This is a genomic window from Streptomyces sp. G5(2025), assembly GCF_049542075.1.
Lineage (GTDB): Bacteria > Actinomycetota > Actinomycetes > Streptomycetales > Streptomycetaceae > Streptomyces.
In genome coordinates this window covers 1,800,227-1,821,124 of record NZ_JBMUZT010000006.1, presented here as the reverse complement: position 1 = coordinate 1,821,124, position 20,898 = coordinate 1,800,227, and the positions used below count along the sequence as shown (strand labels likewise).

Sequence of the window (20,898 nt, the reverse complement as noted above, 5' to 3'; positions counted from 1 at the left end):
CCCGCACCCGGACGGCACCCGCCGCCCTGACCTTCACCGACGCCGACCCCATCGGGCAGCATGAGCCCATGCCCGTACTGACGCGCGACGAAGCGCAGACCCGAGCCCAGCTCATCGACGTCCACCGGTACACCGTCGAACTCGACCTGACCCAGGCCGCCGACCCCACCGGCGACACCTTCGACTCGCGTACCGTCATCCGGTTCAGCGCCCGCACCGACGGCGCCACCTTCGTCGAGCTCAAACCCGCCGAGCTGCGCTCCGTCACCCTCGACGGGCAGCCCCTCGACCTCACCGCCCCGGCCGGCCTCACCGACAACCGCCTCACGCTCCACGGGCTCACCGCCGGCGAGCACGAGCTGCGCGTGGACGCCGCGATGCGCTACTCCCGCACCGGCGAGGGCATGCACCGCTTCACCGACCCGAGCGACGGTGAGACGTACACGTTCACACAGCTGTTCATGGAAGACGTGCAGCGCGTCTTCGCCGCTTTCGACCAGCCCGACCTGAAGGCCGTCTTCGAGCTGACCGTCACCGCCCCCGAAGGCTGGACCGTCCTCGCCAACGGCGTCACCGAACACCTCGGCGACGGCACCTGGCGTGCCGCCGCCACCCCGCTCATCTCCACCTACCTCGTCGCCGTCGCCGCCGGCCCCTTCCACTCGGTGCGCACCGAACACCGCGGGCTGCCCTTCGGTCTCCACTGCCGCCGCTCCCTCGCCGCCTCCCTGGACGCCGACGCCGACGAGATCCTCGACGTCACCCGCGCCTGCTTCGACCGCTACCACGAGAAGTTCGACGAGCCCTACCCCTTCGACTCCTACGACCAGGTGTTCGTCCCCGAGTTCAACGTCGGCGCCATGGAGAACCCCGGCCTCGTCACCTTCAGCGACGAGTACGTCTTCCGCTCCGCCGTCACCGACACCGAACGCCAGTCCCGCGCCATGGTCGTCGCCCACGAGATGGCCCACATGTGGTTCGGCGACCTCGTCACCCTCACCTGGTGGGACGACATCTGGCTGAACGAGTCCTTCGCCGAGTACATGGGCTACCAGACCATCGCCGAAGCCACCCGCTTCACGGACCCGTGGACCGACTTCGGCGTCGTCCGCAAACCCTGGGGGTACGACGCCGACCAGCGCCCCTCCACCCACCCCGTCGCCCCCGCCCCCGACGCCGTGCCCGACACCGCGTCCGCGATGCTCAACTTCGACGGCATCTCCTACGCCAAGGGCGCCAGCGCCCTGCGCCAACTCGTCGCCTGGCTCGGCGAGAAGGACTTCCTCGCCGGCATCAACACCCACTTCGCACGGCACAAGTTCGCCAACGCCACCCTCGCCGACTTCATCGACTCCCTCGCCCACGCCACCGACCGCGACGTACACGCCTGGGCCGAGGCCTGGCTGCGCACCACCGGCGTCGACACCCTCACCTCGAAGGTCGTGCACGCCGGACGCGAGTGGACCCTCACCCTCGACGGCGGCGCGGACCCCCACGGCGCCGGCCGCCCCCACCACGTCGCCGTCGGCGTCTACGACCGAGACCTCGCCGGCGGCCGCGGCTTCGTCCTACGCGAGCGGTACGAGACCGACCTCCCGGCCACCGAACCCGCCCCGCCCCGCGACGGCGGCCGCCCCGCCCTGATCGTCCCCAACGACCAGGACCTCACCTACGCCAAGATCCGCCTCGACGACATCTCCCGGGACACCGTCCTGCGCGACCTCTCCGGAGTCCCGGACGCCCTCACGCGCGCCGTCCTGTGGAACAGCCTGCGCGACATGGTCCGCGACGGCGAACTCGACGGCGGTTCCTACCTGACGGCCGCCCTCGCCCACCTCCCCGAGGAGAGCGACCTCGCCATCGTCCGCGGCGTCCTCACCTTCGCCACCGCCCACATCGCCGGCCGCTACACCGGCCCCGAGGAGCGGCCCGCAGTCCTCGCCGCTCTCGGCGAACTCTGCCGCGACCTGATCCGTCGCACCGAGGACGGCTCGAACCGGGGGCTCCGCCTCACCGCCGTCCGCGTCGCCATCGACGTCGCCACCCAGCCAGGACACCTCCAGGCATGGCTGAACGAAGGCACCGTGCCCGGCGGCCCCGAACTCGACCCGGAGCTGCGCTGGCGGGTCCTCACCCGGCTCGCCGTGCTGGACGCCACCGACGAGACGGCCATCGCCGCCGAACTGGCGCGGGACCCGAGCGCCACCGGCCAGGAAGGCGCCGCCCGCTGCCGGGCCGCGCTGCCGGACGCCGCGGCCAAGCGGGCCGCGTGGGAGGCGATGTTCGCCTCCGACGAGCTGTCCAACCACCTCCTCAAAGCCACCGCGCAGGGCTTCTGGCAGCCCGAACAGACCGACCTCGTCGCGGAGTACGTCCCGCGCTACTACGAGGACGCCGTCGCCGTGGCGGCCCGGCGCGGCACCGCGATCGCCGACATCGTGGGCCAGTGGGCCTTCCCCACACCGTTCGTGGACGCCGAGACACTCCAGCTGGGCGAGCGGTGCCTGCGCGACGCCGACCCGATCCCCGCCCTGCGCCGCAAGCTCGCCGACCAACTCGACGACCTCGCAAGGGCGTTGCGCGTACGGCAAGGCACCGGCAAGGGCTGACCCGGGACGCGGGGCGTAGGTCCCGCGGCCTACACCCCCTGGTCCCAAACGACGATCCGCCACCCGACGGGACCGGCCTACGCTCACACCAGAGCCGGGCCGGACCCGCCGGTACGGCCACCACGCCACCACCCGGACCAGAAGGAGCCCTCCCCGTGCCCACGACACCCCCCGCGCCCACAACACCCCCCGTGATCGTCGTGACCGGAGCCACTGGAAACGTGGGCCGCGCCCTCGTGGAGCAACTCGCCGCCGAGCAAACCCCCATACGCGCCCTCACCCGCGCCCCCGAGCGCGCCGGGCTGCCCGAAACGGTGGACGTCAGCCGCCTCGACCTCTCCGGCGACCGGCCCCGGCCCGCCGACCTCGCCCCGCTCTTCGAGGGCGCCTCAGGCCTCTTCCTGCACCTCCAGGCCGCCGGCGCGCACACCGCCGCCCTCCTCGAAGCGGCCCGCGCGGGCGGCGTCCGCCACGTCACCGTCCTCTCCTCCGGCATCATCCAGGACGGCGCCGACACCACCCACCCCATCCACGTCGCCCACGCCGAACTCGAAGCACACGTGAAGGAGAGCGGCCTCGGCCACACCTTCCTGCGGCCCAACGCCTTCGCCACCAACTCATTCCAGTGGGCGCCGCAGATCCGCGCCGGCGACACCGTCCGCGGCCCCTTCGGCGGCGCGGTCACCGCCCCCATCCACGAGGCCGACATCGCCGCGGTCGCCGCCCGCACCCTCCTCGACGACGGCCACGAGGGCGCCGTCCACCGCCTCACCGGGCCCGAGGCCGTGACGACGGAGCAGCAGATCCACGCCATCGGCGCCGCACTCGGCCGCACACTGCGCTTCGTCGACGTACCGCCGCAGGAAGTCGGCCCCGAACTCTTCCCGCACGTTCCCCCGCAGATGCTTCCCGCCATCCTCGCCTCCTTCGCCGAAGCCGTCGGCGCCGAGCCGGAGATCACCACCACCGTCGAGACCGTCACCGGCAAGCCCGCCCGCACGTTCACCCAGTGGGCACAGGACCACAAGGACGACTTCCGCCCCTGAGGTTCATGGGGCCGGGCCGGATCGGGTCGGGGCCGGGGCGGGGGAGGGGGCGACGGCACCGGCGGTCAGAACGCCTAGCACCCCGCCCCACACCGACACGTTTTCTCCGCACGGCAGTACCACTTTCGGGTTCGGATCGCCGAAGTATTCGGGCACGCCGCCCAAGTGGCGTACAGGCTGGTGTGTCCCTGTAGGCGCACACCACCCGAAGGGCCCCCTCATGAGCAGCCCGCCTCCCCTCGCCGGGGGCGCCCATGGCCCCGACGCCCTGCGGCCGTTGCTCGCGGCCACGCTCGACGCCCTGCGTGACGGCGCGGCCGCCCGCGGCGGTCCGCTCCCCGCCGGCGGCCCCCGAGCCGTCACCGACCGCGTCCGCGCCGCCGCCGAGCCCCTGCTGCCCGAGCGGGGCGCCGGCCCCGAAACGGCTCTGCGGACCCTCGTCCGCGCACTCGCCGAAGGCGCCGCCGACCCCGCCGAGCCTCTGTGCGCCGCCCACCTGCACTGCCCACCGCTCGCCGTCGCCGTCGCCGCGGACCTGGCCGCCTCCGCGCTCAACCCCTCCATGGACTCCTGGGACCAGGCACCCGCCGCCTCCACCCTCGAAGCCCTCGTCACCGACGCGATCGCCGCGGAGATCTATGGTGGGGCCGGGGCGGAGGGTGCGGCTGAAGCCTGGTTCGGGGCCGCGTCCGGGGCCGGGCCCAGTGGGGGTGCCGACGCCCTCGTCACCACCGGCGGCACAGAATCCAACCAACTCGCCCTGCTCCTCGCCCGCGAAGCCGCCGCCACCCAAGGCCCCGTCCGCCTCGTCGTCGGAGCGAACGCCCACCACTCCCTCGCCCGCGCCGCCTGGCTCCTCGGCCTGCCCGCACCGGTCATCGTGCCCACCCCCACCGGCACCCTCGACCCCACGGCCCTGGCCGAAACCCTCACCGACCTACGCGACGCCCACAAGGGAACCCAGACCCACACCCAGGCCCGCACCCTCCTCGTCGCCGCCACCGCCGGAACCACCGACGCCGGACTCATCGACTCCCTCGACGACATCGCCGACCTGTGCGCCACCCACGGCGCCCGCCTGCACATCGACGCCGCATACGGCGCCGGGCTCCTCTTCAGCGACGTACGCAAAAGGCTCCTGCACGGCATCGAACGCGCCGACACCGTCACCCTCGACCTGCACAAACTCGGCTGGCAACCCGCGGCCGCCGGCCTCCTCGCCATCCGCGACCCCCGCGACCTCGCCGCCCTCACCCACCACGCGGCCTACCTCAACGCCGACGACGACACCGACGCCGGCCTCCCCGACCTCCTCGGCCGCTCCCTGCGCACCACACGACGCCCCGACGTACTGAAGATCGCCGTCACCCTCAAGGCCCTGGGCAGAAAAGGACTCGGCGCCCTCGTCGACCAAGTCTGCGACCACGCCCGGCACTTCGCCGACCTCATCGAAGCCCACCCGCACTTCGAGCTGTACGACGCGCCGACCATCAGCACCGTCCTGTTCCGCCCCGTGGACGCCGACGACACGGACATCGCCCACCTACGAAGGCACCTGCTCACCGAAGGCACCGCCGTACTGGGCCGCGCCGACCTGCACGGCCGCAGATGGCTCAAGGCCACCCTCCTCAACCCCCACACCCGCCCCCAAGACCTCGCCGGTCTCCTCACCCTCACCACCCCCCACCCCCCGAAAGGACCCACCCCCCGATGACCGCCATCCCCGACCGCCACGCAAAGCCCCTCACCGCCCCCGAGAACCCCCGCGACCTCGTCGGCATCGGCATCGGGCCGTTCAATCTCTCCCTCGCCGCCCTCGCCCAGCCCCTCGGCGAACTCGACACCGTCTTCTACGACCAGCACCCCGCCTTCCACTGGCACCCCGGGCTCCTCATCGACGGCGCCACCCTCCAAGTGCCGTTCCTCGCCGACCTCGTCACCCTCGCCGACCCCGCGAACCCCTGGTCCTTCCTCAACTACCTCAAGACCCGCGAACGCCTCTTCCCCTTCTACTTCGCCGAGCGCTTCCACATTCAACGCGCCGAGTACGACGCCTACTGCCGCTGGGTCAGCGAGCACCTCACCGGCCTCCACTTCGGCCACCAGGTCGACGCCGTCCGCTGGAACCCCGAACGCGACCTCTTCGAAGTCGACTTCACCCAACTCGACACCGACGGCGAAGCCGAAGCCCTCGGCCGCACCTACACCAAGAACATCGCCCTCGGCGTCGGAACCGCCCCCCACATCCCCGAACCCCTCAAACCCCTCGCCGAAGCCCCCACCGTCCCCGTCATCCACTCCGCCGACTACCTCGACCACCGCGAACGGCTGCTCACCGCCGAACACATCACCGTCATCGGCTCCGGACAGTCCGGCGCCGAAATCTTCCTCGACCTGCTCCGCGCCCGCCCCACCGGCCGCGAAAAACTCCACTGGCTCGCCCGCACCGAAGCCTTCGCCCCCATGGAGTACTCCAAACTCGGCCTCGAACACTTCACCCCCGACTACACCCGCTACTTCCACGCCCTGCCCGAAGCCGTCCGCGACGGCCTCGTCCCCCACCAGTGGCAACTCCACAAAGGCATCGACGCCGACACCATCGCCGCCATCCACGACGAGCTCTACCGCCGCACCCTGCACGGCGGCTGGCCCGACGCCGTCCTCACCCCCGGTGTCCACGTCCGCACCGCCGGCCGCGTCGCCAGCACCCGCGTCGAACTCCACCTCGAACACATCCAGCAGGGCACCCGCTCCCGCCTCACCACCGACGCCGTCGTCCTCGCCACCGGCTACCGCGAACGGCCCACCGAACGGCTCCTCGCCGGCCTCGACCCCTACATCCGCAAGGACTCCTCCGCCCGACCCCGCATCGACGAGCACTACCGCCTCGTCCTCGACCCCTCCATCACCGCCACCGGCAGCAACATCTACGTGCAGAACGCCGAACGCCACACCCACGGCGTCGGCGCCCCCGACCTCGGCCTCGCCGCCTGGCGCAGCGCCACCATCCTCAACACCCTCACCGGCAAAGACCCCTACCCGCTGCCCCACCGCACCGCGTTCACCAGCTTCGGCCTCCCCACCCCCCAACAGCACACGAACACCACCAGCCACACCGGCCAGCGGCGCGGAAACCTCGTACCTCTCAAGAACTGACCGGCCCGCCGCCCAGCCCCCCGACCACAGCCGCCACCCACCGCGTACGAGGACACGACCACACGGCGACACCACCCACCACCCCGGCCTCCAACGGATGCGAGTCGGGGTGCGCCGGACACTCCGGCCACACGGCGGGCCGCAACTCCGCGCACAACGCCTCCACCGCCCACTCCTGGGCCTGGTCCGCGAAGTCCGCCGTCCACTCCGCCGCGTTCGAACCGACACGCACCGACAGCCCCACCCCCGAACCGTCCGGCCCGTACAGCATCACCAGCTCCCCGAAGCCGTCATGCCACTCCTCACGGACCACCGGACGCACCGCACACGTCGCCCTCAGATCGCGAAGCACCGGCTCAAGCGCGGCAACAAGTCCCTCATCCATACCGGAAATTGTCCACAGCCTCCCGGACCGCAGCCTCCCGGACCTCAGAACACCGGCACACCGTCCCGGGTCAGCCTCCAGCCCACCGACGCGAACTGCCCCGGGTCGATCGTCCCCTTCGCCTTCACCCACCCGATGATCGTGTTCCTGATCTCCTCCGAATTCGCCCACACCTGCTTGGCACCCGCGATGTGCGGGAAATTCCCGCCACCACTCGCCCGGTAATTGTTCACCGCCAGCACGAACTCCGCCTTCGGATCGATCTCCCCGCCCTCGAAGGCCAGCTTCACCACACGCGACCCCACCGGCTTCGCGATATCGATCTCATACGTCACGCCATACACCGCGTCATAGTTGTAATCCGGAATCTTCTCGGCATTCGTCAGCTTCGCCGGATCCACCGGAGCACCCGCCGGCGTCCGCACGTAATAGCGCGCCGAGAACTCCAGATACTCCTTCAGCTGCGCACCCGTGATCACCCGCGCCTCCAGAGTGTTCTCGAACGGGTACAGACCCGCCGCATCCTTGATCGTCACCTCACCCGCCGGTATCCGCGCCGTCCGCGAGAAACACGACGCCTGCGACAACACCGGCAACGCCGCATACGCCCCACCCGCCAGCGCCAGCGCCACCGTCTCCTGCTGCACCCGGTTGATCAGATCGATGATCGCGACATCCTTGTACGGGCCTTCGGCCGTGCTCATCGCCTCCTTCGAGGTGCCGATGACCTGATTCACGTACGCGACGACCTTCTCGTGCTCATCCGCCAGCAACCGCGTGATCTTCTTGTCCTCGACCGCCACATTGGAGTTCAGGACCTTCGCCCCCACCTTCTCCACCGTCCAGCGACCCTTGACCCACACCAGCTCGAAGTCGAACAACGTCAGACGCTGCCCCCACTTCAACGGCTCGGACAGCACGACCTTCTTCCCCGTCGCCTTGTTCTCCACGAAATACTCGGGAATCTCCGTGTGCGCGTGCCCCACCAGAATCGCGTCGATCCCCGGCACCTGCTCCGCCACCAGCCCCGCCGCGTTCTCCACATACGGCAACTGATCCCCGTACGACGACGTGCCACTGGAACCGGAATGCGCCGACACGATCACCACATCCGCGCCCATCGACCGCAGCCTCGGCACCCACTTCGCAGCCTGCTCCTCAAGACCCGGGAACGTCATCTTCCCCTGCACATTCGCCTTGTCCCAGATCGCGATACCCGGATTCGTCAGACCCAGCACCGCCACCTTCACATCACGGCCGTGCGGAGTACGCAGCCGCTTCATGAAGTACGGCGGAAAGGCCGGCCGCTGCGTCTTCGCGTCCAGCGCGTTCGCCCCCAGCAGCGGAAAATCGCACTGCTCCTCGAACTTGCGCAACACCGGGATGCCGTAATTGAACTCGTGATTGCCCAGCGCCGCCGCGTCATACCCGATCGCGTTCATCGCCTGTGCCATCGGATGCACCGGACCACGCGCGGCAGTAATCGGATCCACCTTCGCGTAGTAATACGACAGCTGCGTGCCCTGAATGGTGTCACCCGCATCGATCAGCAGCGTGTTCCGGCGGCCCCTCACCGCACGCACCTCGTTCACAAGAGTCGAGATCTTCGCCAGGCCCACATCATTGTGGTCCTTGTCGTCGAACTCCTTGTCCGTGAAGTAGTCCCAGTTGAAGACATTGCCGTGCAAGTCCGTCGTACCGAGAACGGTGAACGCATACCGCTTCTCCCGCCGACCGGGCTCCCTCCCCATCGCCTGCGCCGCGGACGGCGCCACAGCCCCACCCGCGAGCACAACACCCACACCGGAGACGGCGGACGTGCCCAGGAACTTCCTGCGGTTCAGCGGCATTTCTGTACTCCTCGGTCGACCGTAGTAACGCGCGTAGATTCTGACCCCCACGCCCCCACCCGCAACAGACCCCCCAGGTTGCGATCCGATGACTCTCAAGGTGCGCCGACAGCTGACGGACAGCCCGGCACGGTGCGACAGTGCTCCCATGGACACAACCGCCACAACGCCCACCACCCCCACCCCGCACACCCCCTACGGCACCCCCGACGCCCCCCGCGTCGCCGTCCGCGGCGAAGCCCACCTCGAAGTCGACCCCGAAATCGCCCGCATCGGCATCACCGTCAACGCCCGCGGCACCGACCGCCGCGACGCCCTCAGCGACCTCACCCGCCGCAACACCACCGCCCTCGACCTCGTCAAAAGCTACGGCGACACCGTCGAAAAACTGGAGACCGGCGCCTTCTCCATCAGCCCCCAACTCACCAAACACGGCCGCGGCGAACGCGTCCGCGCCTACCACGGCCGCGTCCACATCACCGCCGAACTCACCGACTTCACCGCACTCGGCGAACTCACCAGCCGCCTCGCCGACCTCGACCTCACCCGCGTCGACGGCCCCTGGTGGGCCCTGCGCCCCGACTCACCCACCCACCGCCACGCCAGACAACAGGCCGTCCGCGAAGCCGTCCAACGCGCCCGCGAATACGCCGAAGCCCTCGGCACGCAACTCGCCGCCCTCATCGAACTCGCCGACCTCGACGCCGAGAACCCCAACGCCTACGGCTACGACGGCCCCGCCGTCATGCGCTCCGTCGCCTACGGCGGAGCCCCCGACCTGCCCACAGAAGCCGCACCCCTCGACCTCGAACCACAACGCCAGCACGTCTACGCCCAGGTCAACGCCCGCTTCACCATGACACCCCCACGACTGAACCCGTGACAGCCGAAAAACCGCTCATCAGAGCAGCCACCCGCACACTTCAACACTTGTCAACACCCCTTCACCCAAAGGTTGTTGAGCAGACACGCAGGCCCCCTTCTCTACTGACCGGTAAGCCCTAGGCTCGAACCATGCGCCGAGCCAAAATCGTCTGCACCCTGGGGCCCGCCACCCACTCGTACGACCAGATCAAGGCACTGGTCGAAGCCGGAATGGACGTGGCCCGCTTCAACCTCAGCCACGGCACCCACGCCGAACACGAGGAGCGCTACCAGCGCGTGCGCAAGGCCGCCGAAGAAACCGGCCGCAGCGTCGGCATCCTCGCCGACCTTCAAGGCCCGAAGATCCGCCTCGGCCGCTTCCACGAAGGCCCCGTACTCCTTGAACGCGGCGACGAATTCACCATCACCGTCGAAGAAGGCGCCCAAGGCGACCGCCAAAGCTGCGGCACCACCTACCGCGGCCTCGCCCAGGACGTCACCTCAGGCGAACGCATCCTCGTCGACGACGGCAAAGTAACCCTCCAGGTCACCCGCGTCATCGGCCCCCGCGTCGCCACCACCGTCCTCGAAGGCGGCATGGTCTCCGACCACAAAGGCCTCAACCTCCCCGGCGTCGCCGTCTCCGTCCCCGCACTCTCCGACAAGGACGAAGAAGACCTCCGCTGGGCCCTGCGCACCGGCTGCGACATCATCGCCCTCTCCTTCGTACGCAGCGGACGCGACATCGAAGACGTCCACCGCATCATGGACGAAGAAGGCCGCCGCCTCCCCGTCATCGCCAAAGTCGAAAAGCCACAAGCCGTCGACAACATCGAAGACATCGTCGCCGCCTTCGACGGCATCATGGTCGCCCGCGGCGACCTCGGCGTCGAAATGCCCCTCGAACAAGTCCCCATCGTCCAAAAGCGCGCCATCAAACTCGCCAAGCGCAACGCCAAGCCGGTCATCGTCGCCACCCAGATGCTCGACTCGATGATCGACAACTCCCGCCCCACGAGGGCCGAAGCGAGCGATGTGGCCAACGCCGTCATCGACGGCACCGACGCGGTCATGCTCTCCGGCGAGACCAGCGTCGGCAAATACCCCGTCGAAACCGTCAAGACCATGGGCCGCATCGTCGAAGCCGCAGAAGAAGACATCCTCGCCAAGGGCCTGCCCCCACTGACCGAGCGGAGCAAACCCCGCACCCAAGGCGGCGCCGTCGCCCGCGCAGCCGCCGAAATGGGCGACTTCCTCGGCGCCAAATTCCTCGTCGCCTTCACCCAGTCCGGCGACACCGTCCGCCGCCTCTCCCGCTACCGCTCACCCATCCCGCTCCTTGCCTTCACCCCCGACCCGGCCACCCGCTCCCAGCTGAACCTCACCTGGGGCGTGGAAACCTTCCTCGGCCCGCACGTCGACTCCACCGACGCGATGGTCGACCAGGTCGACGAGCTACTCCTGAAGATCGGCCGCTGCCAGAAGGGCGACGTGGTCGTGATCACGGCCGGCTCCCCGCCGGGGGTGTCGGGCTCGACGAACCTGGTACGGGTGCATCGCATCGGCGAGAGCGACGATCACGAGTAGCCTCCGGCGGTTCGGTCAGTACTTGGGGCCGATGTGGATGTCCATGAGGGCGACGTCGGCTTTGCGGGCGACGGAGATGTTGTACGGGTTGCCGTTGCGGGTGCAGTGCGTCCAGGTGATGCCGAGCTTGTCGAGGGTGCCGGTGAAGAGTTCCCTGATGTCGTCCGACTTGTTGGTGAAGAAGTACCGGGGGTACTCATAGCGCTTGCGCTCGCCGCGTACGAGACGGGTCGTCCAGTTGGTGATACGGCACCCGTCGGAGTGGATGAGCCCCCGGACGAACTCCCAGGGGTGCGCGTCGACGATCTCCTGCTGCCAGGGGTCGAGGGCGATCTTGCGGTCGTGCTTCTTGCCGGGGCCGTGCTGGGGGAACATGCACCACAGGTGGTTCGAGTACACCTTCACGTTGCGACAGCCGGTCCGGCGAACGCGGCAGACCGAGTTGTCGGGGAACACCGCGCGCATAGCTTCTTCGCAGAGATCCATGAGCCCGGGCCATGCCTCGGCGCAGACGATCATCAGGCTCGGGACGCGGTGGGCGGAGTACCGGATGATGTGTCCGTCGCCTAGATATAAGCCCAAGAGGTACGAGTACGCGCCCTCGTCGAGTTCGCGGCCGTCGCAGCGTGGGCATTTCGGGTCGTGCCTTCCTGGGCACTCTCCGCGTTTGGCTCGGTCCATGTGCTTCCAGTAGCCAATGGTGCCGAGGGGGACTTTCAGTTCGCGCGCGACTTGGGCGTTCCTTGCCCCGCCGCGCAGCAGTGTGAGCGCCTGCTGTCGTACTTCAGTGCTGTGGAAGTGCATACGGCAACTCTGTGCCACCGATCATGGCCGCGTGTAACGAAAAGCGGAGATCCACGAGAACGTGGACCTCCGCTTTCTGGCGGTGCCGGGTATGGGATTCGAACCCACACGTCCTTTCGGACAGAGGTGTTTGAGACCTCCGCGTCAACCAGTTGCGCCAACCCGGCTTTATAGTGCTGCGCGCTTCCGGAAGTGTACCGGGTCACCGCGTGCCACCGCAGCTAGGTACCCTGCTAGGGCAGCGCACCTGCCATAACGAGGAGCCCCCGTGACCGCCCCCGAGCCGCCACAGCCCACCGAAGCGTCGGACGACGACCAGTCGCACGTCCCTCCGCTGACGACCCGCGTCGTCATCGCCGAGGACGAGGCCCTGATCCGGCTCGACCTCAAAGAGATGCTGGAGGAAGAGGGCTACAGCGTCGTCGGCGAGGCGGGCGACGGTGAGAAGGCCGTCGAGCTGGCCCGCGAGCACAAGCCGGACCTCGTGATCCTGGACGTGAAGATGCCCGTCCTGGACGGCATCTCCGCCGCCGAGAAGATCGCGGAGGAGTCCATCGCCCCCGTGCTGATGCTGACGGCGTTCTCGCAGCGGGACCTCGTCGAGCGGGCGAGGGACGCCGGCGCAATGGCGTACCTGGTCAAGCCGTTCAGCAAGAGTGACGTCGTCCCGGCGATCGAGATGGCCGTCTCGCGGTTCGCGGAGCTGAAGACGCTGGAGAAGGAGGTCGCGGACCTCTCCCAGCGGCTGGAGACGCGCAAGCTGGTGGACCGGGCGAAGTCGATCCTTCAGACGGAGTACGGCCTGACGGAGCCCGCCGCGTTCCGGTGGATTCAGAAGACGTCGATGGACCGGCGGCTGTCGATGCAGCAGGTCGCGGAGGCGGTCATCGAGGACGCCGAGGAGAAGAAGGCGGCGAAGGGCTGACCCGGAGCGCCCATACGTACGTACGACGAGGCCCGCACCCCGAAGCCGGGGGTGCGGGCCTCGTCGTATGCGAGGGCGGGTGGACGGACGTGTGTCAGTCCTCGCCGAGGTACGCCTTGCGCACGGATTCGTCGTGGAGGAGGTCGCCGCCCGTGCCGGAGAGGACGATCTTGCCGACTTCCATGACGTGGCCTTCGTCGGCGAGGGAGAGCGCCGCTTGGGCGTTCTGCTCGACGAGGAGGATGGTGGTGCCCTGGGATTTCAGTTCGGCGATGGTCGCCATGATCTTCTGCATCATGATCGGGGAGAGGCCCATGGAGGGTTCGTCGAGCATGAGCAGTTTGGGCTGGGACATCAGGGCGCGGCCCATGGCGAGCATTTGTTGTTCGCCGCCGGAGAGGGTGCCTGCTGCCTGTTTTCTGCGTTCTCCGAGGATGGGGAAGAGTTCGTAGGCGCGGTTGATGTCCTTTTCGATGCCTGCTTTGTCGGAGCGGAGGTAGGCGCCGAGGCGGAGGTTGTTCTCGATGGTCATGCGGGGGAAGATGTGGCGGCCTTCGGGGGAGTGGGCGAGTCCGAGGGCGACGATTTGGTCGGCGCGGTATTTGCGCAGGGTTTTGCCGTTGAATTTGATGGTTCCGCCGACTGGCTTGAGCAGGCCTGACAGGGTGCGCAGTGTGGTGGTTTTGCCTGCGCCGTTGGTGCCGATGAGGGTGACGACTTTGCCGGCTTCGACGGTGAAGGAGATGCCTTTGACGGCTTCGATCTTGCCGTAGGCGACGCGGAGGTCCTCGACCTCAAGGAGTGGGGTCATGAGTTGTTCTCCTCGAAGGGTTCGCCGAGGTAGGCGGCGATGACGCGGTCGTCCTGCTGGACCGTTTCGCTGCTTCCTTCGATGAGTTTCTCGCCTTGGACGAGGACGGCTACGCGGTCGCAGAGGTTGAAGATGAAGCGCATGTCGTGCTCGATGACGAGGACGGCGATGCCCATGTCGCGGATGGCGAGGACGAGTTCTTCGGTGGCGCGGGTTTCTTGGGGGTTCATGCCGGCGGTGGGTTCGTCCAGGAGGAGCAGGCCGGGTTCGCTGGCGAGGGCGCGGGCGATCTCCAGTTTGCGTTGTTCGCCGTACGGCAGGTTCCGTGAGAGGTGTTCTGCCTTGTCGGCGAGGCCTACGAACTCCAGGAGTTCCATGGCGCGTGCTTTGGAGGCTGCTTCGGCGCGGTGGAAGCCGGGGCCGCGGAGGAGGGCTGACCAGAGGCCTTCTTTGGTGCGGGTGTGGCGGCCGACGAGGACGTTTTCCAGGACGGTCATGTTGGCGAAGAGCCGGATGTTCTGGAAGGTGCGGGCGATGCCTGCGGCGGTGACTTTGAAGGATTTGGCGGGGAGGAGCTGGCCTTTGTAGCGGACTTCGCCTTCGGTGGGGATGTAGAGGCCGGTGAGGCAGTTGAAGAAGGTGGTTTTACCGGCGCCGTTGGGGCCGATGAGTCCGACGATTTCGCCGCTGTTGACGGTGAGGTCGACGGAGCGTACGGCGGTGAGGCCGCCGAAGCGCATGGTGACGTTGCGGGCGTCGAGGACGGTCTGTCCGGCCGGGGTGTCGGGGGCCTGGCCTTTTTGGGTGGTGTCTGTGGTCATGGGTCAGGCCCCTGTCTTGCTGAGGACTGTGGGTGGCGGTGTGTCGCCGGGTTCGAGTTCGGCTTCGTGGAATTCGAGTTGGCGGCGGCGGTTGGGGATGAGGCCTTCGGGGCGGAAGCGCATGAGGAGGGCGAGGGCGAGGCCGAAGGCGAAGAGTTGGTAGTCGCCGAGGAAGGCGAGTTTGTTGGGGATGAGGTAGAGGAGTGCGGCGCCGACCAGGGGTCCGCTGATGGTGCCCATGCCGCCGAGGACGACGGCGGCGAGGAGGAAGGCGGAGTTGGGTGGGACGGTGTTGGCGAATTGGTATTGCTCGGGTGTCACGGTGTAGGTGACGTGGGCTTGGACGGTGCCTGCGAGTCCGGCGAGTGCGGCGCCGAGGGCGAAGGCGATGAGTTTGACGCGGAATCCGTTGATGCCCATGGCGAGGGCGGCGGTTTCGTCTTCGCGGATGGCGACCCAGGCGCGGCCGATGCGGGAGTCGCCGCTGCGGCGGAAGACGAGGACGACGACGAGGGTGATGAGCAGCATCAGGAAGAAGTAGTTGGCGAAGCGGCCGATGGTGAAGCCGCCGATGCTGTGTTCGAGGCCGAAGTCGAAGCCGAGGATTTTGAGGTTGGGGATGGAGGCGATGCCGTTGGAGCCGTTGGTGATGTCGGGTCCGGAGGCGCCGTCGGAGTTCATGGCGACGAGGCGGAAGATTTCGCCGAAGCCGAGGGTGACGATGGCGAGGTAGTCGCCGCGTAGTCGCAGGGTGGGGGCGCCGATGAGGACGCCGAAGATGAGGGAGGCGCCTGCGCCGACGAGGATGGCGGCCCAGAAGGGGAGGTGGACGTCGAAGGGGGAGGAGGGGGAGCCGGAGACCATGGATGCGGCGTAGGCGCCGACGCCGAGGAAGGCGACGTATCCGAGGTCGAGGAGTCCGGCGAGGCCGACGACGATGTTCAGGCCGAGGGCGACGGTGGCGAAGATGAGGATGTAGACGCCGATGGTGGCGTATTGGTCGTCGTTCTGGGTGAAGGGGAAGGCGGCTGCGGCGAGGAAGGCGCCGAGGAGTGTGACGTTGCGGTGGCGTGCGGTGTAGACGGAGACGTGGGCGACGAGTCCGGCTTTGGAGAGTGCGGCGAAGCCGAAGGCGACGGAGATGAGGAAGCCGATGAAGAGTTCGTCGTATTCGGTGCCGATGCCGTAGGTGAAGACGAGGAGGCCGGTGGCGAGTGCCGCGACGATGACGAGGATTTCGGCGTATCCGGGGAGTTGGCGGGGTGTGGGGGGTGCGTCTGCGGCGAAGGCTCCCTTGAAGACGGTGAGGCTGTTGCGCAGGCGGTGTTTGAACTGTTCCCAGCTGCTGTCCTCGGGGTCGACCGGGTAGGTCTGGGGCCTCTGGAAGGGGAGGGCGAGGGCGCCGGTGAGGGCGGTGAGGGTGGCGATGGCGACGATCCAGCCGCCGGGTTCGAGGTTGGCGAGGCCGCCGAGTTTGGTGCTGATGGCGAGGATTGTGTACCAGGCGGTGGTGAAGGCGGCGAGGGCGGCGTATTTGAGGGCGGCGTCGGCGTTGCCGGGGGCGATGGCGCGGATGCCTTTGGTGCCGTATGAGGCGAGGCCGAGGAGTGTGGTGAGGGCGCCGGTGATGAGGACGAGCCATTGGAGGCCGCCGGGGTAGCCGTAGACGGTGAGGTCGCCGGGGAAGGCGGCGGTCCAGGTCCAGGCGAGGAAGGCGGAGACGATGGTGAGTGCGCCGCCGCCGGTGGCCATGGCGCGGGCTGGGCCGGTGGGGATGGGGAGGAGGCCCGTGGGGGCGTTTTCCTTGTGGGGGCGGGTGTGGTCGGCCGCTGTGGTGTGTGTGTTCATGGTGGTCACGCCCTGTCCGCGACGCGCTCGCCGAGGAGGCCTTGTGGCCTGACGAGGAGGACGACGATGAGGAGTACGAACGCCCAGACATCGGCCCAGGACTGGCCGCCGAGCTTGTCCATGCCGGGGATGTCGTTCATGTAGGCGGTGGCCATGGCTTCGGCGACGCCGAGGACGAGGCCGCCGATCATGGCGCCGTAGATGTTGCCGATGCCGCCGAGGACGGCGGCGGTGAAGGCTTTGAGGCCCCAGAGGAAGCCCATGCGGAAGTTGACTTCGCCGTAGCGGAAGCCGTAGGCGATGGCGGCGATGCCGGCGAAGGCGGCTCCGAGGGCGAAGGCGACGACGATGACGCGGTCGGTGTTGACGCCCATGAGTTTGGCGGTGTCGGGGTCTTGGGCGGTGGCTTGCATGCCGCGGCCGACGCGGGTCTTCATGACGAACCAGCCGAGGGCGAACATGCAGAGGGGGGCGGCGACGACGAGGAAGAGGTCGCCGGGCTGGATGGTGACGCTGCCGATGTGGATGGAGTCGCCGGGAATCTCGGGGAAGGTGCGGGAGGACTTGGCGTGGGGGTACCAGGCCCAGACGGCTTGCTGGAGGGCGAGGGAGAGGCCGATGGCGGTGATGAGGGGGCGAGCCGTGGTGCGCCGCGCAGGGGCCGGTAGGCGAAGCGTTCGGCTCCGATGGCGATGGTGGTGGAGACGATGACGGCGCCGATGATCATGAGGGGGATGGCCACCCACATGGTGGTGCCGCCGGGGAGCCAGAGCCAGACGGTGAGGGCGCCGAAGCCGCCGACCATGAAGATCTCGCCGTGGGCGAAGTTGATGAGCTGGACGATGCCGTAGACCATTGTGTAGCCGATGGCGATGAGGCCGTACATGGATCCCAGTAGCAGGCCGTTGACCAGCTGTTGCGGCAGTTCGTGCACCGCAGGTCCTCCGAGTCTTTCGAGCGACGGATTTCGAATGCGACGGACGCGACGGACACGGCACCGCTGTGACGGTCGGGACGTCACCGTGTCGGATGCGACGCCGCGCGGGGCGCTGTCGGGCAGCGCCCCGCGCGGCGGTGTCGTGCTGCGGGTGGTGGGTCAGCCGGTGTAGGTGCCGGACTCGACGGGCTTCCAGCCCTTGGCCGGGTCGGCGGTGTCCTTGACCTGGTACACCGTGAGCTGCTTGTTCGTGGCGTCGCCGTATTCGTCGAAGGCGACCTTGCCGGTCACGCCGTCGAAGGAGACGTCCTGCATGGCGTCGACGATCTTGGCGCGGGCGTCGGAGGGCAGTTTGCCGTCGTTGTCCTCGACGACCTTTTTGATGGCCTCGATGATGGCCCAGGCGGAGTCGTAGGAGTAGCCGCCGTATGCCTCGTAGGCCTCTTTGTAGCCGGCCTTCTTGTAGTTGGCGATGAACTCTTTGGCGGAGGGCAGCTGTTCGACGGGCTGGCCGACGGAGGTGGCGTAGTCGCCCTTGCCGTCCTTGCCGGCGAGTTTGATGTAGTCGGCGCTGTAGATGCCGTCGCCGCCGACGAGCGGGATCTTGGCTCCGGCCTTCTTCATCTGCTTGCTCAGGGGGCCTGCGGCGGGGTATTCGCCGCCGTAGTAGACGACGTCGGCGTCGGAGTTACGGATCTTGGTGGCGACGGCGCCGAAGTCCTTGGTGTCGGGGTTGACGTGTTCGGTGGCGGCGACCTTGCCGCCGAGTTTGGTGAACTCGTCCTTGAAGGTGGCGGCGAGGCCCGCGCCGTAGGTCTTCTTGTCGTCGATGACGAAGACCTTCTTCTTCTTGGCCTTGTTGTACAGGTACTGCGCGGCGAAGGGGCCCTGGATGGCGTCGGTGGTGGCCGTGCGGAAGTAGGCCTTGTAGGGGCGTACCTTTTTGCCGCCGTTCCAGTCCGGGCCCTGGGTCATGGCCGGGTTGGTGTTGGCGGGGGAGACCTGGACGAGTTTGGCGTCGTCGAAGACCTTCTGCATGGATTCGCCGACGGAGGAGTTCAGGGGGCCGACGGCGCCGAGGAGCTCCTTGTTGGCGACGAACTTGGTGGCGTTCGTCTGGCCGGAGGAGGGCTGTCCCTGGTCGTCGGCGGCCTGCATCTTGAAGGTGATGCCGTCGACGTAGTTCTTGTCGTTGGCCTGCTTGACGGCGAGGTCGACGGAGTTGCGGATGCCGAGGCCCAGCGCGGAGAGGTCACCGGTCAGCGGGGCGTCGACGCCGATGACCACGGTGGTGCCGCCGCCGTCAGCGCTCTCCTTGTCCTTGTCGTCGCGCGAGCCACAGGCGGTGAGGGTGAGAGCCCCCGCGGTGAGTGCAGCGGTGATGGCTATGAGCGAACGTTGACGCACGATCAGTCCTTTCCCCTGGCACGGCTGTCCCTTGTTGGGATGCCGAGTCGAGCGCGGAACCGAACTGACGGGAATCCGGTGGGCGCGGTGACTGGCCGTGACTCTAAGGGCGCCTTTGTTCCAGGTGGAGTGGTCAGAGCAAGGCTGTGACGCTCTTGTTATGCCACGGAGTATTCCGGGCTGGAACGCAGGGGGCGGTTGAGGCCGAATCTGACCTTGTTCGGGGGATCTCGACGTATCCGCATGCTGAGAATCTCCAGGACAACCGGCAGGAGTGTAAAGGTGTTTGGCTCATGACACGCGTGTTCGTGGGCATGCGGCGGTCAGCGCTCCGGAAAGATCATTCGCGTATTCCGGACCCAGGATGTAACTCTGCTGATCGTTTGCGCGCACATTACGCAGTGTTACTTCCAGGAAAGGGAGTCCCGCATTCCGTGGCACTTCTCCGCATTCGCGGATGTGTATCGTGATGATCAACTTCCGGGGTGTTCCCGATTTCACCGTGAATGGGGTGGCGGGGGAGGTGCGTACCGAAAGCGCCGCCGAGGGCTGGGCGACCCGGCGCACGGACACCGGGGGGCCGGCCTCCTGGGTGAAGGTGACGGCGAAGGTGAAGTTCCGTTGCCCGGCCCCGGGGCGCGACATCTCGCCGGCGTACGTCACCGCCACACTCTGCGACGGCCAGGGCGGGCGTGGCGGGGGCGGCGCGGGCGGCGGCTCCGGGCGCGTCAGGTAGAGGCTCAGCCCGGCCGCGCCGAGGAGTACGGCCGCGGTGGCGGCGAGGGCCGTGCGGCGGTGACGGAGCCGGCGGGGGTCGCGCCATACCGCCTCCGGGGCGGGGACTCCCCGGCCGTGGGTGTTTTCACGCCTGTAGGTGTCCTCGCCCGGCTCGACCGGCCCGATGGCGTTCACACCCGGGGCCTGCCGCCTCCCCCGCCGGGCCCGGCGGGGGAGGCGGAGGTGGGGGAGGAGGGGGCGGGGCCGATGGTGTCCGGCGTGGCGCGGCCGGTGTCGAGGGTGAGCGGGAGGGCGAGGGCGAGCGCACAGAGCCGTACCTGGTGCTGTGTCCGGTGCCTCATGTGCCGACGCTAGACCGGGGGCACACGCCCCGACAATGCGTGTGCGCCGGCCCCGACAATGCGTGTGCGCCCGCCCCGTGACGCGTGTGCGCCGGCCGCGACAATGCGTGTGCGCCCGCCCCGTGACGCGTGTGCGCCGGCCCCGACAATGCGTGTGCGCCCGCCCCGTGACGCGTGTGTGCCCGGTCCCGCGACGCGTGTGCGCCCGCCCGCCGTCGGGTCAGCCGGTCGCGCTGTCCGATCCGGTCGTGCCGTCCGCGGGAGCGTCCCGCAGCATGCAGGTCAGGCGTGCGCTGCACACCCGCCTGCCCTCCTCGTCGCTGATCACGATCTCGTACGTGGCCGTGGAGCGGCCCCGGTGCACCGGCGTCGCCACGCCCGTGACCAGGCCGGAGCGGGCGCCGCGGTGGTGCGTGCAGTTCAGGTCGACGCCGACGGCGAGTTTGCCGATGCCGCCGTGCAGCATCGCGCCGACCGAGCCGAGGGTCTCGGCGAGCACCGCGGACGCGCCGCCGTGCAGCAGGCCGTACGGCTGGGTGTTGCCCTCGACCGGCATGGTGCCGACGACGCGCTCCGCCGAGGCCTCCATGATCCGCACGCCCATGCGGGTGCCGAGGTGCCCCGCGGAGAACAGGGCGGCCAGATCGACACCGAGCGCGGCGTACTCGTCGATGACCTCCTGCGGGAACTTCACGCTGTGCTGCTCACCCATGGGGCCCGGCTCCGTTCATTCATCCGTCGATCGGCACACTCGTCAGCTGTCGCTGAC

General features: G+C 68.5%; 17 protein-coding genes, 1 tRNA gene and 1 pseudogene. 8 read left to right on the top strand and 11 right to left on the bottom strand.

Going from position 1 to position 20,898, the window contains the following annotated elements; all coding sequences use genetic code 11:
* Positions 1-68 precede the first annotated feature (68 nt).
* The 4 genes from pepN to ACOBQB_RS19115 all read left to right on the top strand — a co-directional run bounded on the left by pepN (position 69) and on the right by ACOBQB_RS19115 (position 6,811).
* Positions 69-2,609 carry an aminopeptidase N gene (gene pepN / locus ACOBQB_RS19130; protein ID WP_423593272.1) on the top strand — a complete coding sequence of 847 codons (2,541 nt, stop codon included), beginning with the start codon at positions 69-71 and terminating at the stop codon, positions 2,607-2,609.
* Between the two features lie 155 nt (positions 2,610-2,764).
* Positions 2,765-3,655 carry an NAD(P)H-binding protein gene (locus tag ACOBQB_RS19125; protein WP_423593270.1) on the top strand — a complete coding sequence of 297 codons (891 nt, stop codon included), beginning with the start codon at positions 2,765-2,767 and terminating at the stop codon, positions 3,653-3,655.
* Positions 3,656-3,875: 220 nt separating this feature from the next.
* Positions 3,876-5,369, top strand: coding sequence for a pyridoxal phosphate-dependent decarboxylase family protein (locus tag ACOBQB_RS19120; protein ID WP_423593269.1), 1,494 nt, complete (start codon positions 3,876-3,878; stop codon positions 5,367-5,369).
* Positions 5,366-6,811, top strand: coding sequence for a lysine N(6)-hydroxylase/L-ornithine N(5)-oxygenase family protein (locus ACOBQB_RS19115; protein WP_423593268.1), 1,446 nt, complete (start codon positions 5,366-5,368; stop codon positions 6,809-6,811). The genes ACOBQB_RS19120 and ACOBQB_RS19115 overlap by 4 nt, the downstream gene beginning before the upstream one ends.
* On the opposite strand, the gene ACOBQB_RS19110 is transcribed toward ACOBQB_RS19115, so the two are convergent.
* Both ACOBQB_RS19110 and ACOBQB_RS19105 read right to left on the bottom strand, forming a co-directional pair.
* The gene (locus ACOBQB_RS19110; protein ID WP_423593266.1) at positions 6,801-7,196 is read right to left on the bottom strand and encodes a hypothetical protein; all 396 of its coding nucleotides are present in this window, start codon (positions 7,194-7,196) and stop codon (positions 6,801-6,803) included. The genes ACOBQB_RS19115 and ACOBQB_RS19110 overlap by 11 nt on opposite strands.
* 44 nt (positions 7,197-7,240) lie before the next feature.
* A complete protein-coding gene (locus ACOBQB_RS19105) occupies positions 7,241-9,046 on the bottom strand; it encodes a bifunctional metallophosphatase/5'-nucleotidase (protein WP_423593265.1) in 1,806 nt (601 codons plus the stop codon).
* A gap of 148 nt (positions 9,047-9,194) precedes the next feature.
* Here ACOBQB_RS19105 and ACOBQB_RS19100 point away from each other — a divergent pair, with 148 nt between their 5' ends.
* Both ACOBQB_RS19100 and pyk read left to right on the top strand, forming a co-directional pair.
* The gene (locus ACOBQB_RS19100; protein WP_423593263.1) at positions 9,195-9,929 is read left to right on the top strand and encodes an SIMPL domain-containing protein; all 735 of its coding nucleotides are present in this window, start codon (positions 9,195-9,197) and stop codon (positions 9,927-9,929) included.
* 131 nt (positions 9,930-10,060) lie between these two features.
* Positions 10,061-11,497, top strand: coding sequence for a pyruvate kinase (gene pyk / locus ACOBQB_RS19095; RefSeq protein ID WP_423593261.1), 1,437 nt, complete (start codon positions 10,061-10,063; stop codon positions 11,495-11,497).
* A 15-nt stretch (positions 11,498-11,512) separates the two neighbouring features.
* Here pyk and ACOBQB_RS19090 read toward each other — a convergent pair whose 3' ends face one another.
* A complete protein-coding gene (locus ACOBQB_RS19090; protein WP_423593260.1) occupies positions 11,513-12,301 on the bottom strand; it encodes a helix-turn-helix domain-containing protein in 789 nt (262 codons plus the stop codon).
* A gap of 83 nt (positions 12,302-12,384) precedes the next feature.
* Positions 12,385-12,468, bottom strand: a tRNA-Leu gene (locus ACOBQB_RS19085).
* A 101-nt stretch (positions 12,469-12,569) separates the two neighbouring features.
* On the opposite strand from ACOBQB_RS19085, the gene ACOBQB_RS19080 reads away from it, so the two are divergent.
* Positions 12,570-13,226 (top strand): ANTAR domain-containing response regulator, encoded by a 657-nt coding sequence (locus ACOBQB_RS19080; RefSeq protein ID WP_423593258.1) that lies wholly within the window; start codon positions 12,570-12,572, stop codon positions 13,224-13,226.
* 94 nt (positions 13,227-13,320) lie between these two features.
* Here ACOBQB_RS19080 and ACOBQB_RS19075 read toward each other — a convergent pair whose 3' ends face one another.
* The 5 genes and pseudogenes from ACOBQB_RS19075 to ACOBQB_RS19055 all read right to left on the bottom strand — a co-directional run bounded on the left by ACOBQB_RS19075 (position 13,321) and on the right by ACOBQB_RS19055 (position 19,050).
* Positions 13,321-14,037, bottom strand: a complete 717-nt coding sequence (locus ACOBQB_RS19075; protein ID WP_423593257.1) for an ABC transporter ATP-binding protein — start codon at positions 14,035-14,037, stop codon at positions 13,321-13,323.
* The gene (locus ACOBQB_RS19070) at positions 14,034-14,858 is read right to left on the bottom strand and encodes an ABC transporter ATP-binding protein (RefSeq protein WP_423593255.1); all 825 of its coding nucleotides are present in this window, start codon (positions 14,856-14,858) and stop codon (positions 14,034-14,036) included. The genes ACOBQB_RS19075 and ACOBQB_RS19070 overlap by 4 nt, the downstream gene beginning before the upstream one ends.
* Positions 14,859-14,861: 3 nt before the next feature.
* Entirely contained in the window at positions 14,862-16,706 is a 1,845-nt protein-coding gene (locus tag ACOBQB_RS19065; RefSeq protein WP_423593254.1) for a branched-chain amino acid ABC transporter permease, read from the bottom strand.
* A 5-nt stretch (positions 16,707-16,711) separates the two neighbouring features.
* Positions 16,712-17,640: pseudogene (locus ACOBQB_RS19060) on the bottom strand (branched-chain amino acid ABC transporter permease).
* Positions 17,641-17,802: 162 nt separating this feature from the next.
* Positions 17,803-19,050, bottom strand: coding sequence for a branched-chain amino acid ABC transporter substrate-binding protein (locus tag ACOBQB_RS19055; RefSeq protein WP_423593252.1), 1,248 nt, complete (start codon positions 19,048-19,050; stop codon positions 17,803-17,805).
* A 523-nt stretch (positions 19,051-19,573) separates the two neighbouring features.
* Here ACOBQB_RS19055 and ACOBQB_RS19050 point away from each other — a divergent pair.
* Complete coding sequence (locus ACOBQB_RS19050) at positions 19,574-19,786, top strand: hypothetical protein (RefSeq protein ID WP_423593251.1); 213 nt, start codon at positions 19,574-19,576, stop codon at positions 19,784-19,786.
* A 172-nt stretch (positions 19,787-19,958) separates the two neighbouring features.
* On the opposite strand, the gene ACOBQB_RS19045 is transcribed toward ACOBQB_RS19050, so the two are convergent.
* Positions 19,959-20,129: a hypothetical protein gene (locus ACOBQB_RS19045; RefSeq protein WP_423593250.1), complete on the bottom strand. Its 171-nt coding sequence runs from the start codon at positions 20,127-20,129 to the stop codon at positions 19,959-19,961.
* Between the two features lie 220 nt (positions 20,130-20,349).
* Complete coding sequence (locus ACOBQB_RS19040) at positions 20,350-20,841, bottom strand: PaaI family thioesterase (protein WP_423593248.1); 492 nt, start codon at positions 20,839-20,841, stop codon at positions 20,350-20,352.
* Positions 20,842-20,898 lie beyond the last annotated feature (57 nt).

Excerpts from the sequence above, each read along its gene's own strand:
- pepN (WP_423593272.1), top strand. The coding sequence starts at position 69 with ATGCCCGTACTGACGCGCGACGAAGCGCAGACCCGAGCCCAGCTCATC.
- ACOBQB_RS19120 (WP_423593269.1), top strand. The coding sequence starts at position 3,876 with ATGAGCAGCCCGCCTCCCCTCGCCGGGGGCGCCCATGGCCCCGACGCC.
- ACOBQB_RS19115 (WP_423593268.1), top strand. The coding sequence starts at position 5,366 with ATGACCGCCATCCCCGACCGCCACGCAAAGCCCCTCACCGCCCCCGAG.
- ACOBQB_RS19110 (WP_423593266.1), bottom strand. The coding sequence starts at position 7,196 with ATGGATGAGGGACTTGTTGCCGCGCTTGAGCCGGTGCTTCGCGATCTG.
- ACOBQB_RS19105 (WP_423593265.1), bottom strand. The coding sequence starts at position 9,046 with ATGCCGCTGAACCGCAGGAAGTTCCTGGGCACGTCCGCCGTCTCCGGT.
- ACOBQB_RS19100 (WP_423593263.1), top strand. The coding sequence starts at position 9,195 with ATGGACACAACCGCCACAACGCCCACCACCCCCACCCCGCACACCCCC.
- pyk (WP_423593261.1), top strand. The coding sequence starts at position 10,061 with ATGCGCCGAGCCAAAATCGTCTGCACCCTGGGGCCCGCCACCCACTCG.
- ACOBQB_RS19090 (WP_423593260.1), bottom strand. The coding sequence starts at position 12,301 with ATGCACTTCCACAGCACTGAAGTACGACAGCAGGCGCTCACACTGCTG.
- ACOBQB_RS19075 (WP_423593257.1), bottom strand. The coding sequence starts at position 14,037 with ATGACCCCACTCCTTGAGGTCGAGGACCTCCGCGTCGCCTACGGCAAG.
- ACOBQB_RS19070 (WP_423593255.1), bottom strand. The coding sequence starts at position 14,858 with ATGACCACAGACACCACCCAAAAAGGCCAGGCCCCCGACACCCCGGCC.
- ACOBQB_RS19065 (WP_423593254.1), bottom strand. The coding sequence starts at position 16,706 with ATGAACACACACACCACAGCGGCCGACCACACCCGCCCCCACAAGGAA.
- ACOBQB_RS19045 (WP_423593250.1), bottom strand. The coding sequence starts at position 20,129 with ATGAGGCACCGGACACAGCACCAGGTACGGCTCTGTGCGCTCGCCCTC.
- ACOBQB_RS19040 (WP_423593248.1), bottom strand. The coding sequence starts at position 20,841 with ATGGGTGAGCAGCACAGCGTGAAGTTCCCGCAGGAGGTCATCGACGAG.